The 15,690-nt window shown below is 71.9% G+C and carries 10 protein-coding genes; 6 read left to right on the plus strand and 4 right to left on the minus strand.

Features of this window, described 5'->3' with window-relative positions:
- Positions 1-216: 216 nt before the first annotated feature.
- Positions 217-1,095: an alpha/beta hydrolase fold domain-containing protein gene (locus ACFXKZ_RS38690; RefSeq protein ID WP_380008076.1), complete on the minus strand. Its 879-nt coding sequence runs from the start codon at positions 1,093-1,095 to the stop codon at positions 217-219.
- A gap of 414 nt (positions 1,096-1,509) precedes the next feature.
- On the opposite strand from ACFXKZ_RS38690, the gene ACFXKZ_RS38695 reads away from it, so the two are divergent.
- A complete protein-coding gene (locus tag ACFXKZ_RS38695) occupies positions 1,510-5,022 on the plus strand; it encodes an ATP-binding protein (RefSeq protein WP_380008079.1) in 3,513 nt (1,170 codons plus the stop codon).
- Positions 5,023-5,134: 112 nt separating this feature from the next.
- Positions 5,135-6,400, plus strand: a complete 1,266-nt coding sequence (locus ACFXKZ_RS38700) for a phytanoyl-CoA dioxygenase family protein (protein ID WP_380008081.1) — start codon at positions 5,135-5,137, stop codon at positions 6,398-6,400.
- A 122-nt stretch (positions 6,401-6,522) separates the two neighbouring features.
- On the opposite strand, the gene ACFXKZ_RS38705 is transcribed toward ACFXKZ_RS38700, so the two are convergent.
- The 3 genes from ACFXKZ_RS38705 to ACFXKZ_RS38715 form a co-directional block, all read right to left on the minus strand.
- Positions 6,523-6,930, minus strand: a complete 408-nt coding sequence (locus ACFXKZ_RS38705; protein WP_380008084.1) for a hypothetical protein — start codon at positions 6,928-6,930, stop codon at positions 6,523-6,525.
- On the minus strand, positions 6,927-7,505 hold the full coding sequence (locus ACFXKZ_RS38710) for an RNA polymerase sigma factor (RefSeq protein ID WP_380008086.1): 579 nt from the start codon (positions 7,503-7,505) through the stop codon (positions 6,927-6,929). The genes ACFXKZ_RS38705 and ACFXKZ_RS38710 overlap by 4 nt, the downstream gene beginning before the upstream one ends.
- Positions 7,506-7,781: 276 nt before the next feature.
- Positions 7,782-8,906 carry a hypothetical protein gene (locus ACFXKZ_RS38715; RefSeq protein ID WP_380008089.1) on the minus strand — a complete coding sequence of 375 codons (1,125 nt, stop codon included), beginning with the start codon at positions 8,904-8,906 and terminating at the stop codon, positions 7,782-7,784.
- Positions 8,907-9,205: 299 nt separating this feature from the next.
- On the opposite strand from ACFXKZ_RS38715, the gene ACFXKZ_RS38720 reads away from it, so the two are divergent.
- From ACFXKZ_RS38720 to pssA, 4 genes are all read left to right on the plus strand, one after another.
- A complete protein-coding gene (locus ACFXKZ_RS38720) occupies positions 9,206-10,126 on the plus strand; it encodes an NAD(P)-dependent oxidoreductase (RefSeq protein WP_380008092.1) in 921 nt (306 codons plus the stop codon).
- Between the two features lie 1,927 nt (positions 10,127-12,053).
- On the plus strand, positions 12,054-13,754 hold the full coding sequence (locus tag ACFXKZ_RS38725; protein WP_380008095.1) for an amidohydrolase family protein: 1,701 nt from the start codon (positions 12,054-12,056) through the stop codon (positions 13,752-13,754).
- 394 nt (positions 13,755-14,148) lie between these two features.
- Positions 14,149-14,811, plus strand: coding sequence for a phosphatidylserine decarboxylase (locus tag ACFXKZ_RS38730; RefSeq protein ID WP_078977923.1), 663 nt, complete (start codon positions 14,149-14,151; stop codon positions 14,809-14,811).
- Positions 14,798-15,646, plus strand: coding sequence for a CDP-diacylglycerol--serine O-phosphatidyltransferase (gene pssA / locus ACFXKZ_RS38735; protein ID WP_380008098.1), 849 nt, complete (start codon positions 14,798-14,800; stop codon positions 15,644-15,646). The genes ACFXKZ_RS38730 and pssA overlap by 14 nt, the downstream gene beginning before the upstream one ends.
- Positions 15,647-15,690 lie beyond the last annotated feature (44 nt).

Genomic DNA, 15,690 nt, shown 5'->3' on the forward strand with positions numbered 1-15,690 from the left:
CCGACCCACCCGACAACGCAAGCCCGGCGGAACCCAACCCGACCCCCCACCCCGCCACCCGCCGCTGGTCGCCTTTCACCCCGACCCGGGCACCCACCCCCGACGAAACCCCACACCCCGAAGCCCCCACCGGCAGCGGCCCACCCCACGACCCGGACCAACCCTGCACCAGCCGGCCCGCAACCCCAAGCGCAACCCCCGCCGGAGCCGTCCGGCTCAAGTCGCCGACGTTGTTGTCAGGAACCTGGCGATCGCGCCGATCGCCGTCGTGGATTCCGGGATTTCCGGGTCGATGGCGGGCCAGGCGTGGGGGACGTCGGGGATCAGGTGGGCCTGGACCTGGACGCCGGCTGCGGCGGCTCGGGAGGCGAAGGCCGTGGTGTCGCCGAGCAGGGCCTCGTGGCACGACGCCATCAGCAGTATCGGCGGCAGGCCGGACAGGTCGGCGAACAGTGGGGAGGCCAACGGGTCGCTCGGGTCGTGCAGTTGCAGGTAGATCTCGGCGGCCTCGCGCAGCGACCGCTTCGAGATGAACAGGTCCGTGGCCGCGTTCGAGTCGTATGTGGGCTTGGTCACCGTCAGGTCCAACCACGCGGACAACAGCACCAAGCCCGCCGGCATCGGCACCCGCGCACCCCGCGCCGCGATCGCCAGCGCCGCCGCCAGGCCGCCGCCCGCCGAGTCGCCGCCCACGAACGGCGCCGCGTCGAGGCCCTCCTCCTCCACCGTCACGAGCGCGTCGTACACGCTCGCCGCGTCGTGCAGCGCGGCGGGGAACGGCGCCTCCGGGGCGAGCCGGTACTCGACCAGGATCACCCGCGCCCGGGCCGCGAGCGCGATCCGCGACGCGATCCCCAGCCAGCCCTCGGCGTCGCCCATGCGATAGCCGCCGCCGTGGAAGTAGAGCAGCGTCAGCGCCGGGGCCGGGACCTCCAGGAACGTGCACGGCACCCCGCCCACCAGGCGTCGGGCAACCGCCACCCCCTCCTCGGGTTCCTCGCGGTACGCCGCCGTGCCGCGGCGCCGCGCCTCCAACTCCTCCGGCGCAGGCCGCCCTTCCCGTACCGGCGGCAACTGCCAACCGTCCAGGCTCATCCCAGCTCCTCCCCGACCGGGCTCGACCGGGCCCTACCGTCCCCGGCGGCCCGCTCGACCCCACCGATCCCATGGATCCCGTCGACAACCCGTCCCGGCCCGCGGATCCGGGCCCATCCACCGTCTGCCCCGCCGTCGATCGTCCACGCCGGCGGGCCCGGCCCACGAACGGACCCGTGCGACCGCCCGATCGACCGCCCGGCCGGGAGCGCGCGTGTGCGGATCGAAGCTTGCGACAAACCCTGGTGGGGATCAAGCGATTGGCCGGGTTGTGACCTGGGCGCCGGCGCAATTGGGCGCCGGGCGCACCGTTCGGTTCGTACGATGTGGCGCGCGGGGTCCTTCGAACCGCTCCCGGACCGGCGCCGGGGAATCGGTCGTCTCGCCGACGACAGCAGGAGGGGGGTCCGTCGCATGGTGGTCCGGGTACGTGTTCTCGGCCATGTCTGCGTCGACGGCCCCGCGGGTCGCGCCGCGGAGGACCTGCTGGGCGGACCGCAGGCCCGGCTCGTCTTCGCCGCGCTCGCGCTCGGTCGCCGACACCCGGTGCCGCGCGAGGAGTTGGCCGCGCTCCTGTGGCCCGAGCAGGCGCCCAAGTCGTGGGAGGGCGCGCTGCGCGGCGTGCTCAGTCGGGTGCGCGGCTTCCTGGGGCAGGCCGGCTACGACGCGTCGTCGGTGTTGCGCCACCGGGCCGGTTGTTACGTGTTGTCCCTGCCCGAGGGCACCGAGGTCGACGTGGAGGCGGCGGAAAGCGCCCTGATCGAAGCCGAGGCGCTGGCCGTGCACGGCGCGTTCGCGCAGGCCAGGACCCGGGCGCACGACGCGCACGAGATCCTCGCCCTGCCGTTTCTGCCCGGCCTGGACGGCGACTGGGTGAACGAGCGGCGTACCCGCTGGCGTTCGGCCCGACTGCGCGCGCTCGCCGTGTCGGTGACCACCGAACTGCACCTGGGCCGCGCCGACGCGGCCGTGACCCGCGCCGCCCAACTGGTCGACCTGGATCCGTTCCGCGAAAGCAGCCACCGCCTGCTGATGACCGCGCACGCCGCCGGCGGCGACCGCGCGGCCGCGCTGCGCGCCTACGAGCGGTGTCGGCGGCTGCTCAACTCCGAACTGGGCGTGGGCCCCTCGCCCGAGACCGAGTCGGCGTTCCTGCGCCTGCTCGGCGACGCCACGCCGCAACCGCTGCCGGTGCCCGCGCCCGCCGCCCGCTTCGCCTCACCGACACCCGGTCTGGACGCGCCGCCCGCGCCCGCCCCGACCCGCTCGGCGCACGACGTGTTCCCGCACGGCGCGCCCGGGCCGATCGTGGGCCGCTCCGCCGAACTGCGTCTGCTCGAGGAGTCCACCCGGGCCGAGGTCGGCTCGCGCGTGATCCTGGTCAGCGGCGACGCCGGGATCGGCAAGTCCTTCCTCCTCAACGAGTTCGCCACCCGCGCCGGCCGCAACGCGTTGGTGCTGACCGGGCGCAGCGACGAGGGTGTGGCCGCGCCCTTCCAACCGTTCGTGACCATGCTGCGCGCCCATCTCGGCGACGTCGCGGCCGAGGAGCTGCGCGAGCGGGTCGGCGACCTGGGCGGCGAGTTGCACCGGCTGCTGCCCGAACTGCCGCTGGAGCCCGCGGGCCTGACCCAGCCTCAGGGACCGCCCGACTCGGACACCGAGCGCTATCGGTTGTTCGAGGCGGTCGCCGGGGTGTTCCGGCACGCCGCCGGCGAACGCGACCTGATCCTGCTGCTCGACGACGTGCACTGGTCCTCCACCTCGACCATGCTGATGTTGCGGCATGTCGCCCGCGCCCTGGTCGGCACCCGTGCGGTGGTGGTGATCGCCTTCCGGGACACCGGTCTGGGCTCGGTGCATCCGATGACCCGGCTGATCGCCGACCTCTACCGCGACCTGCACCCGCTGCATGTGCCGCTCGGCGGCCTGGACGTGGCCGCCCTGGTCGAACTGGCCCACGTACTGGCCGGCCCGCTGCCGCCGCGCGCCGAGGGCGTCCGGGCCCACGTACTGCGCGAACTCAGCGACGGCAATCCGCTCCTGGCCACCGAACTGCTGCGCCAGTGGGCCGACGTCAGCGACTGGTCGGCGCTGGGGAAGAGCGTGCCGGCCGACGTCCCGCGCCGGGTGCGCAACGTGCTGCGCCAGCGGCTACTCGGCCTGCCGCAGTCCACCCTGGAGGCGCTCACGGTGGCCGCGGTGGTCGGCCCCTCGTTCGACATCGACCTGGTCGCGGCGGTGCACCCCGGCGGCTTCGACACCGTCGTGGACGCGCTCGACGACGCGGAACGCGCGCACGTGGTGCGCGGCGAGGAGACCGACCGCCCGGGCCGCTTCACCTTCGTGCACGCCCTGGTCCGCTCCACGCTCTACCAGGAACTGCCCACCGCGCGCCGCCTCCAGCTGCACCGCAAGGTCGGCCTGGCCCTGGAAGCCCGGGGCGATCGGGATGCCCATCTGCCCGAGTTGGCCCACCACTTCCGGCTCGCCTGCCGCTTCGGCGAGGCCCGCCGGGCCCTGGACTACGCACGCCGGGCGGGCGACGAGGCGCGCGACGGCGGCGCGTTCGAGGTCGCCGCCGAGCACTACCGGCAGGCCCTGGAGGTGCTGCCGATGGTCACGGACCCCGCCCCGGAGACCCGCTGCGACCTGCTGCTGTCGCGCGGCGCCGCGCTGGACCGGTGCGGCGACCGGCGCTGCCGCGAGGTGCTGCGCCGCGCCGCCGAGGAGGCCCGGGCGCTCTCCGATTCGCGCAGGCTCGGCCGGGTGGCGCTGGCCATGGTCCGCCTGGGGCAGGTGTACCAGGTGGGCGTGGACCTGGAGTTGGTCGCCCTGCTGCGCGAGGCGCTGGCCGCGCTGCCGATCGCGTCCGCGCTGCCCGCCGACATCGCGCTGCGCTCGCTGCTGCTGGCCGCGCTCGCGGTGGCGCTCACCTTCGGGCAGGATCGCGAGGCCCGGCTGGGCATGCTGTACGAAGCCCTGGAGGCGGCCCGCGAATCGGGCTCGCACGACGCGCTGGCGCAGGGCCTGGAGGCACACCACCTGGCCGCGTCCGGCCCCGACCTGGTCGAGGAACGGCTGCGGATGAGCGGCGAGTTGACCGTGTTGTCCGGGCTGACCGGTGATCAGGAGTCGTTGTTTCGCAGCCACTTGAACCAGGCCTACGACCTGGTGGTGTGCGGCGCGATCCCGGCCGCGGAGCGCGAGTACGCGCAGGCGCAGCGGGTCGCCCGGCGGCTGCGGCACCCGTGGTTCACGTGGGAGGTGCTGATCTACCGCTGCGGCCTGGAACTGCTGCGCGGACGCACCGCGCGGGCCGCGGACGTACTGGCCGACGCGCTGCGGCTGGCCCGCCGTTCGGGGCTGCCGCGCGAGGCGGTGCGCTCGTTCAACCTGTCGCAGATCCTGGCGGTGCGCTGGGAGCAGGGCCGGCTGGGCGCGATGGCGCGTCGGGCGGGGGTGGCGGCCGGCTGGTCCCGGGACGTGTCCTGGTGGCGGGTACAGGCGTGTTGGGCGGCGTCCGCGTCGGCGGATCCCAAGTCGGCGCGCGAGGAGTTCCACGCCCTGTGCGTACCGGGCTTCGCGACCATCCCGGTGGACCTGCTGTGGACCGGCTCGTTGATGCGGCTGGGCGAGGTGTCCCTGGAACTGGGCGACACCGAGCGAGGGTTGCTGGTGGCAGAGGCGCTGGCGCCGTACGCGGATCACCTGGACTGGACCGGCTCCTCACTCGGCCCGGTACGCCGGGTGCTCGGCGGCCTTGCCGCGCTGGCCGGCGACGAGGCCGCCGCCCGCGCGCACTTCGCGGCGGCGCACGCGCGCTGCGTCGAACTGGGCCTGCCCGGACACGCGGAGCGTACGCTTCAGGACGCGGTGCGATTGCTCGGGGACCCGCCGGACGCCAGCGTACCGTCGCGGAGCTGACTGGCTGTCACCTTGCGCTTTCGCGCTGCTCTGACGCTGTTCTGACGCTGTTTGCCTACCGTTGGTGACGACCCGGCCGGTGTGCCGGGTGCACAACGGGGAGGACGGGGCAATGGGGATTGCGGGCGCGGGATCGGCGGTGGCGCACGACGCCGACCGGGGCACGTTCAGTGTGTTGGGCTGGCCGGTCGTGTGCTTCGATTCGTTTCATCGGGTGGAACTGCCACGCCGGCTCGAGGGCGGACTCGGCGAACGGGTCGCCTGGGACGTGGCCGGCCGCGCCCCGATCGCCCTGTGCATGCCCGACGGTTCGGCGTACAGCTATGTCGAGGACCGGGGCCAGGTGCGCATCGTGCCGGGGGTCAGCGCGGACGCCGAACTGGTCGTCGAGCTGGCGTCCGGCGCGTGGCAGGACTACCTGTACGAACTGCGCACCAGCCGCGGTCTGGTCGAGTCGCACGCGGTGCGCTTCGTGCGCGGCACGTTCGCCGACTGGGACACGTGGGAGCCGGCGATCCGCTGCATGTACTCCGGGACGCCGATCTACCACCCCGAAGCCCTCGATCTGCGCGACCTGGCGGATCGGCCGATCGACCTGCACCGCGACTTCACCACCCGGGACGAACCCGACGAGATGGCGCATTTCCTGCGTACCACCGGCTATCTGGTGGTACGTCAGGTCTTCGACGCGGACCGGGTCGAGGAGTTGGCCGGCGAGGTGGACCGGATTCGCGGGTTGTGCCGTGAGGGTGACCGGGGTTCGTTGTGGGCCGCGGACCCGGCCGGCCGGCGCTCGCCCTACCGGTTGACCTACCTGGGCATGCGCTCGCCGCGGATCGCCGCGCTGGCCGACGACCCGACCGTGCGCATGTTGTGCGGCCTCGCGGGCCAGGACGTGGTCGCGGTGACCGACCGGGACTCCGGACAGATCGCCGTGCTCAAGGAGTTCGGCACCGCGCCCGAGCCGCTGTCGATCCCGGACCTGCCCTGGCACAAGGACTGTGCGCTCGGCGGTTGTCCGATCACGTGTCCGCGCGTGCACGTGGGCATCCGGCTCGACGCGGTGACCCAGGACAGTTCACAGCTGTACGCGCTGGCCGGGTCGTGGGGCACGGTCGCGCACGAGCGCTACACGGCGGAGCAGTGGGCCCGGCTGCCGGTGGTGGGGATGACCACCGACCCGGGCGACGTGACCGTACACATGGGGTGCGGGATGCACGCGGGCCCGGCCGCGACCGGCGCCGCCCGTCGGCGCACGCTTTACGTCCAGTTCGACAACCCGCGCATCTTCGACGTCACGAGCCCGTACGAGAGCTATGAGCATGTGATCCCGGGTTACGACAACAGGGGGGACGAGTCGGCCCTGTCGTGGATGTGAGGCCGGGCGCGTGTTCGCGGTGCCCGGGCGCGGGGCCGGGCTTGCGGCTGGGCTTGGGGCCGGGCCCGGCCCAGCGGATCCCGACTCGGCGAGGATCCGCCGGGCCGCGCGCGGCGCGGCGCCTATTTCCCCGGACGGGTGAGTTCGCACCTCCCGTTCGCGCAGGAGCGGCGCAGGCGGCCGGCCGAGATGGTCTCCATCAGGCCGATCGCCCAGCACATCGGGCAACCGCGCAGCGCGACCAGGCCGACCGGCGCGAGCAGCAGGCTCACCCAGCCGGCGACCGGCAGCAGGGCCAGGGACGCGACGAGCGCGCCGAACCCGACGGCGCCCCGGGCCAGATGGCGCGGGACGGTGGCACTGGCGAAGCCGGCGGGCTTGGGCGCGACGTGGACGGCGTGCGCGGCGAGGGCGGCCTGCGCGTCGCGGGCAGCCGGCCGGACCGGATCGGCGGGCGGGGAGACGGGCTCGGCGGTGCGTGTCTTCGTGAGCGTGGTCGTCATCGTGGTCGTGGTCGAGTCGAGGGTCATCGTCGGTTCTCCTCACTACGGGACGGTTCGTCGCGCAGGGCCTCGCGTACCGCCGAACGGGATCGATGCAGGCGGGACTTCATCGCGGCGGTGCTGATTCCGAGCCGGTCGGCGACCATCCGGCCGGGCAGACCCTGGATGTCCCGCATGACCAGCACCTGCCGCAGGTCGTCCGGCAGGGCGGCGACGGCGGCCGCGACGCGTTCGGCCTCCAGGCGCAGCAGAGCGTCCTCCTCGGCGGAGCGCGCGGTACCACCGGGGGTGTCGAACGGGTCGGACTCGGCGGCCGATGCGTGGTGGACCAGGGCACGAGTGCGACGCAGGCACTCGTTGCGGACGATCCGGAACATCCACGACGCCAACGCCCCCGAGGCGCGCAGCATGCCGATCTTGCGGTAGAGGATGATCAGCGCCTCCTGCGCGGCGTCCTCCGCATCCTGGGGGGTGGCGCACAACGTATGCGCGAACCGGCGCACGTGCGGATGCGAGCCGTGCACGAGCGCGGTGAGCGCGTCGACGTCACCGCGCTGCGCTGCCGCGACCAGGACCGCGCCGGGCCAGGTGTGGTCAGCCACGCTGACGCTTCCGGCGGCGCAGCGTGACGGTGCACACGCACAGCAGCAGCGCGACTGCCGCGACGACGATGACGACTACGGTCATGGGGTCCTCCCGATGGGATGCGGGGCGGACGAGGTGCTCGTCCGCACACCCATGAGAGGCGCGACGGACGCGAAAGGATTCACCCGGGTTCGCGAGCGGGATTCGCGCGGGTTCGCGCGGGTTCGCGCGGGTTCGCGAGACGGTGACGACAGATCACGAACCCGATGATCCCGCGCCGGGCGGGGGCGGCCTCAGCGCGGGTTGCGCTTGGTGATCCGGCCCTCGGTGTCCGCCTCCAGCGACGCCTTGCCTTCGGCTCCGGTCACGGTGACCCGGATGACCACGGACCCGGGCCCGGGCGCGGACCCGGCCACCGGCTCGAAGGTGATCCGCCACGAATTCGGCTCGGCGATCCCCAGTTTGGTCTGCGCGATGCGGACCAGTCCGGGCAACCGCTCCAAGGGCAGCGTCTTCACGTCGATCACCGCCCCGGGGTCGACCGGCGCGCCGAGCACGCCCTGCATCGAGATGCCGTGCTCGTCGATGGTGAACGTGGCGGCGTTGCCCGTGTGCATCCCGCTCACCAGCGAACCGACCAGCCGGCGAAGCTCCCCCTCGGCCAGCATCGAGTCGGACGACGCGGTGCCGGAGACGGTCGTGCCCGTCGACACGCTACTCGTGACCTTCGTCTCGGAGTACGACGAGGACGAGGACGACGAGGACGTGGTCTTCGTACTCTGGTCGCCGATCTCGTCGGCCAGTTCCGCCCGGCAGAGCAGTACCACGATCCCCGCGCCGACCAACAGGCCGAACAGGACGAGCAGGCAGAACGCACCGTCGCCGCGCGGGGACTCGACCATGGCGGACACCGGTGCGGAGTCCACCGTCTCCACACTCGCCCGCCGGGCCCACTCCGCGGTCGGCTCGGTCACGAGCTTGACGTCCCACAGATCGTCGGGGCGGTACTCCACCACCACGACGCCACGCGGCCGATAGTCGGGGATGTCGACCAGGTTGAGGTCCTGACGCATCTTCACCCGGTACGCCGTGCGCTCGTCCGGCGCCACGGTCAGCTCGAACTCGACCGGGATGTCGGCCGTATCGCTCCCGAGGGCCCGCCGGCTCTCGATCACGGCGAGGGCAAGCCGAGCCGGCGCACGCACGTCCCGGGCCTCCTGAACGCGCCCGCGGACGGCCCACGCAGCCATGTTGAACAGGAAGAGCCCGACCCCGATCACGCAGAGCCGCCAGCTCTCCAGGATGCACGCAACCACGAAGCAGCCCAGCGCGGCGCCGATCACGCCGCCGGAGAGAAATCCGAGCGCGCCGGACTTCAGCCGCTCACCGACGGATTCGCGGGTCTCGATCATCGCCATGGCGGCGATTGTGCCGGTCCCGGATGGACGCCGAAAGACGTCCGGGCGAAAACCGACCACCTGTTCGCAGGACGTGGGGAGTTCCCCCGATTCCGAGCCGGACAGCGGCCCGAACGGCCGCCGCCATGGCCGCTCGCCTCAATACTTACCTTTTCGTCAGTACCTCACTTATTAGTAGGTACTTGCCGACTGGAGTGCACCGATCAAGGATGAATCCCGGCGCCGAACACCGTCGTCTCGCCCCTCCACCCCCTCCGCCCTCTCTCTTCTTCCCTCCTTCGCGACATCCGGAGAACTTTGTGAACGCGCAGCAGTCCCACTCCCACACCCCCGCAACCGTCCTCGGCCTCGGCGCGATGGGCCGGGCCATCGCCGGCGCGATCCACCGGGGCGGCCACCCCACCACCGTCTGGAACCGCTCCGCCGGCCGCGCCGACGATCTGGTCGCCCAGGGCGTCACGCTCGCCCCGAGCGCCGCCGAAGCGGTCCGCGCCTCACCGGTGGTCGTGGTGTGCCTCCTCGACGACGCGTCGGTCCGCGACACGCTGGCCGCCCTGGTCGACCCGCTCGCCGGCCGCCTGGTGATCAACGTGACCACGGTGACCCCGAAGCAGGCCCGAGAGACCGCGATCTGGGCCGCCGAGCACGGGATCGAATACCTCGACGGCGCGATCATGGCCATCCCGGAGATGATCGGCCTGCCCGTCGCCTCGCTCCTGTACAGCGGCTCGCAGGCCGCCTTCGACACCCACCGCGACCTCCTCGAACTGCTCGGCGGCGCACGCTGGTTCGGCGAGGACGCGGGCCTGGCCTCGCTCTACGACCTGGCCCTGCTCGGCTCGATGTACTCGATGTTCGCCGGCTTCGCCTACGGCGCCGCCCTGGTCGGCAGCGAAGGCGTCCCGGCAACCGAGTTCGCCGAGCTGGCGGCCCCCTGGCTCACCGCGATGACCGGCGGCCTGGCCGGCCACGCAGAGTACTTCGACAGCGCCGACTACACCGCCGAAACCCAAAGCCTGGCCTTCAACAAGGCCGCCGTCGACACCATCGCCGAGGCCGGCCGAGACCAGGGCGTGGGGACGGAGGTGATCGCCGTCGTACAACACCTGATCGACCGCCAAATCGCAACGGGCCACGGCAAGGAAAGCTTCGCCCGAATCGTCGAAAGCGTGCGACGACCGGCGGCCGGTGATGGCGGCGGTGGCGGTGGGGTGAGGTGAGGTGAGGTGAGTCGGGCTCCGCAGGGGCCTTCCCGAGTGGGTCGGATGCCTCCGGCGAGCGTTGCGCCTTCGGTCCCGCCGGCCGGTGCGGGGCTGGTCGGAGTCGGGGTGGGTCGCCGCCGGCGTGCGGGGCGCCGAGACTTCGAGGTCCCGACGAGGCGGGTGTGTTGGTCGGCTTAAAAGCGACCAGCAGCGGCGGGCAGGGCGGGTGCTCGGGTCGGCTCCTCCGGCGGGCCTTCCCGAGTCGGCCGGGTTCTTCCGGCGGGCGTTGCGCCTTTGGTCGCGGGTGGCTGGTGGGGGGTCGGTCGGAGTCGGTGGTGGCCGCCGCCGGCGTGCGGGGCTCCGAGACTGCCGGTCTCGACGAGGCGGGTGTGTTGGTCGGCTTGAAAGCGGCCGGCAGCGGCGGGCAGGGTGGGTGCTCGGGGTGGGTTCGCCGGGCGTGCGTTCCCGAGTGGGCCGGGTGTTCCGGGCGGGGGTTGCGCTTGTGGTCGCGGGTGGCTGGTGCGGGGCCGGTCAGAGTCGGTGGTGGGCCGCCGCCGGCGTGCGGGGCGCCGAGACTGCTGGTCTTCGGCGAGGCGGGCGCCTTGCTCGGCGAAGACCGGCCGGCAGCGGGGGAGCGGGAGGGCGGTCGGGTTGGGTTCTCCGGGTGCCTTCCCGGGTGAGATGGACAGGGCATTTCGAGGTGCGGTGGGCTTGTGGGGGGCGGGAGTTCACGAAACCGGACGGCGTGGGGTGCCGTGGTCTCGGCGCGAGAGAAAACCGCAGGTCAGCGGGAAGGGAAGCCGTTTCGAGTGCCTCGGGATCCGGTTTCGGCTCCCACTGGACACTTTCGGCCGGCTTGCCGGCCTCTGCGAGGTCGCAGCGCCCGAAACCGACCCCCCCACCGGCCAGTTTCGGTCTCCACAGCGGCGATGAAGAGGCCGGAGAACACGAAACCGGCACTCGACGCCCGACTCTCCACCCCAACCACGCAAAACCGCAGGTCACCGAAGCTCGACGCCCACAACCACCCACCGCAATCCGGTTTCGAACCCCAACACCCCTCCAAACACCCCCGAAACACCCCGACCCACCCGGGAAGGCACCCGAAGAACCCAACCCGACCGCCCTCCCGCTCCCCCGCTGCCGGCCGGTCTTCGCCGAGCAAGGCGCCCGCCTCGCCGAAGGCCGGCAGTCTCGGCACCCCGCACGCCGGCGGCGGCCCACCACCGACTCTGACCGACCCCGGACCAGCTCACGCGACCAAAGGCGCAACGCCCGCCGAAAGCATTTGGCGCACTCGGGAAGGCTCGCCGGAGGACTCGACCCGACCACCCACCTGCCCGCCGCTGCCGGCCGGTTTTCGCCGAGCAACGCGCCCGCCTCGCCGGGAACCCGGAGTCTCGGAGCCCCGCACGCCGGCGGCGGCCCACCACCGACTCCGACCGGCCCCGCACCGGCCACCCGCAACCACAAGCGCAACCCCCGCCGAAAACACCCGGCCCACTCGGGAACGCACGCCCGGCGAACCCGACCCGAGCACCCACCCGGTCCGCCGCTGCTGGTCGCTTTTAAGCCGACCAACACGCTCATCTCGTCGGAAACCCCAGGTCTCGAACCCCCCACGCCGCCGGCGGCCCACCACCGACTCCGACCGGCCCCGCACCGGCCGGCCCGCAACCACAAACTCAACGCTCGCCGAAAACACCCGACCCACTCGGGAAGGAAGCCCCCGGAGAACCAGACCCCTACCCCCACCCCCACCCGCACCCGCACCCGCACCCGCACCCGCACCCGCCACCTCCCCCACCAACCACCCACCACCCTTGAATAGTTCACCAAGTTAAGTTACAACACGTAACGTAAATCCCAAGGAGCCCCGACAGCCCGACCCGATCCCACCCCGGTAATCCGGCACAAGTAATCACAAGTAATAGGGAGAAGCCCCATGGCCGATCTGCTCGTACGCGGAGGCACCGTCGTCGACGGAACCGGAGCGCCCCCCACCCCCGCCGACGTGCGGATCAGGGGCGGCGTGATCGTCGAGGTCGGCCCCGGGTTGCTCCCGGACGGTGGCAGCGAGCGCGTCGTCGAGGCGGGCGGGGCCTATGTCGCGCCCGGGTTCATCGAGGCGCATACGCACGTCGACGGGGCCATGTGGTGGAACCCGGACCTCGATCCGCTGCCCGCCTACGGCACCACCACGGTCGTGTTCGGCAACTGTGGGATGTCGGTGGCGCCGTTGCGGGAGAGTGCGCGTGGGCCCGTGCTCGATCTGTTCTGCTTCCTGGAGGACCTTCCGCTCTCCGCCTTCCAGGACAAGGTGCCGTGGACATGGGAGCGCTGGCCGGAGTACCGCGGCGCGGTCGAGGGGCAGGCCGTCGCGGTCAACGTGGCCGGGTTCGTCGGGCACCTGACCCTGCGCACCACGGTGATGGGTGCGGAGGCGTCCTGGGCGCGGGCGGCGACCGCCGAGGAGATCGCCGAGATGGCCGCGTTGCTTGACGAGTCATTGACTCATGGAGCTATCGGCTTGTCGACCAATGTCTTCGACAAGGATCGCTACCTCAAGCCCGTACCCACCCGGCTCGCCGAGGACGCCGAGTTCGAGGCGCTGGCCGACGTACTCGCCCGGCACCCCGGGGCCACCCTCCAACTGATCACCCGGTTCAACGAACCGGACAACATCGACGCCGATGTGGAGCGCTTCGCCCGCATCTGCAAGCCGCGTGGGATCCGGGCCCAGTGGACCGCCATCCCGTCCACCGTTCGGGAGGACTACCTGCGCGAACAGACCATCGCACTGCACCGCAGGCTGCGCGCCGACGGCGTCGACTTCTGGCCCAACGTGCCGCATAAACCGCTGGAGCCGTTCTTCAATTTCGAGCGTGCGCTCACCTTCCAGCGGGTCGCCGCGTGGAACCACTGGATCAACGGTCCGGCCGAGACCAAGCTCGCCACCCTGGCCGATCCGCAGTGGCGGGCCCAGGCCCGCGAGGACTGGGACAACCGGGTCTCGTCGTCGACATCTCGACTGGATCGCCCCGAGTCGCTGATCCTGGCCATCTCGGAGACCGGTCACGGCCCGCTCGGCATCTCGCTCAAGGAGTACGCCGACCGGGAGGGGCTGCACATCTCCGACGCGCTGGCCACCTGGATCGGCCACAACGGGATCCTGTCCTGCCTGCGCGGCATCCCGGACGCGTTCGACGAGCCGGTCGTGGCCGGCCTGTTCGCCGAGCCGCACACGCTGACCAACATCAACGACTCCGGCGCGCACCTGCAACTGTTCTGCGGCTCCGGCGAGAACGTCTACCTGCTCACCCGCTACGTACGCGACACCGGCCTGCTGAGCGTCGAGCAGGCGGTGCACAACCTCACCGGCAAGCTCGCCGGCTTCTTCGGCCTGGGCGACCGGGGCGTGATCGCCCCGGGCCTGGCCGGCGACCTCGTGGTGTTCGCGCTCGACGAGATCGAGGTGCGGCCGGAGGAGAAGCGCTACGACAACCCGGACGGCTCGTGGCGCTTCACGCGCGGACCGGCCGGCGTACGGGCCACCATCGTGCGCGGCGTGCCCACCGTGCTCGACGCCGAGCCCACCGGAGAGCGACCGGGCACGATGGTCGGACTTGTTTCGTTGCCCGACTGACGGAACGTCACATAACTCCCCTTACCCTTGGAACACGGCGGTGGGTCACCGACCCCCCGCCGTGTCACGGTTTCGTGACGATCCGGCCTGGCCTTCACCATGGGGCAGGCGCCACAGGGACGCTACGGCCAACGTGATCGATGCCACGGACCGCGTACGGGGAGCGGGACCCGCGGCCTCTTCACAGCGGGCATGCGCGGAGGGCAACCTTGTGGATACGAGCAACCGGTTCCACGACCGAAAATGGCTCGATCGACGTCCGAATTACGCCGATTTGGGCAATGTCGGTACGTCGTGAGCAATCACCGCCGGAAGCGCGATGGCCCTCCGTCTAGGTAGCATCCGCCGAGTGCCGCCCGTTACCGACGGGCACGCCCCCCGACAAAGGTTCTCGATGAGTGACGATTCCCCCTCGCCGGCTTCGGCGGGGTTCGTGCCGACGCAACGGCCGCGCCTGGCCAAGGGAGCTTCTCCCTGGCTGGTGCCGACGGCCGTGACCGGCGCGTTGACCGGTTTGGCCGCACTGCGCAACCGGCGCTGGGCCCTCGCGGCCGTGCCGACGCTGGCGCTCACCGGTGGCATGCTGTGGTTCTTCCGTGACCCGGAGCGCGTCATCGGCGACGGCGTGATCGCCTCGGCCGACGGCGTGGTCCAGAGCATCGACCCCTGGCCCGACGGCCGCACCCGGGTCGCGACGTTCATGAGCCCGTTGAACGTGCACGTGAACCGTGCGCCGCTCGACGGCGTCGTGAAGTCCGTGGAGCACAAGGCCGGCGGATTCGTTCCGGCGTTCAACAAGGAAAGCGAACACAACGAGCGCGTTGTGTGGATCTTCGACACCGCGATCGGCGACGTGGAGCTGGTGCAGATCGCCGGCACCGTCGCGCGGCGCATCGTGCCGTATCTGGAGCCGGGTACCGAGGTCGCCCGCGGCGACCGCATCGGCCTGATCCGGTTCGGCTCGCGCGTGGACGTGTACCTGCCGCCGGGCGTCGAGCCGGCGGTGACCGTGGGACAACGGACGACGGCGGGAGAGACACGTCTTGACCGGGACTGATTACGACGATACGGCCGACCTGGATGTCGCCGAGCTGAACATCCTGGGCACCCCGGTCGAGGACGATCCGCAGGCATGCCTGTCCTCGCGGATCTCGGTCGCCGACGTGCTCACGCTGGGCAACGCGGCGTGCGGGTTCATGGCGATCTACTTCCTCGCCTGCTCGGTGATGGCGCAGCGCGGCGGCGACGTCGGCGTCTCGGCCGAGCGCGGCATGGCGGCGGCCGTGGTGCTGATGCTGGTCGGCGCGTTGTGCGACCTGTGTGACGGCATGGTCGCCCGCAAGCTGCGGATGTCCTCGCTCGGCGCGCAGCTGGACAACCTCGCGGACGTGATCACCTTCGGGGTCGCGCCGGCGTTCTTCGTGGTCACCTGGGCCGCCGTGCCGGTGAACGCGGGTCAGGCGCCGGCCGCGGTACTGGTCGCGTTGTCGGTACTGATCGCCGGTGTCCTGCGGCTGGCCAGATTCGCGACCACGCCGGGGCGCCCAGGGGTGTTCCAGGGCATGCCCATCCCGATGGGCGCGATGACGGTCGTCTCGATCGTGCTGCTCGACCTGCCGTTCACACCGGCCGCGGTGCTGATCGTGGCCGTGTCCGGGCTGATGGTCAGTCGGATCGAGTACCCCAAGCCGCAAGGCAACATGGCGATCCTGGTCATGGCGGGGATCGCGCTGAGCATGAGCTGCCTGATCGCCTGGGCGGCCGACGCGCCCGGCAGCGACTGGATGCTCAACATGGGCGCGACCACCCAGGTCACCCTGGCCCTGCTCGTGCCCGCGATGGCGATGGCCCGCAAGGGCGTGGAGCGCATCGGCCTGCGGATGATCCGCTAGCAGCGCCGGTACCCGCACCACCGCTTCGGACGCCGCCACCCCTC

The organism is Embleya sp. NPDC059237, from assembly GCF_042754105.1.
In the GTDB taxonomy this organism is placed as follows: Bacteria; Actinomycetota; Actinomycetes; order Streptomycetales; family Streptomycetaceae; genus Embleya.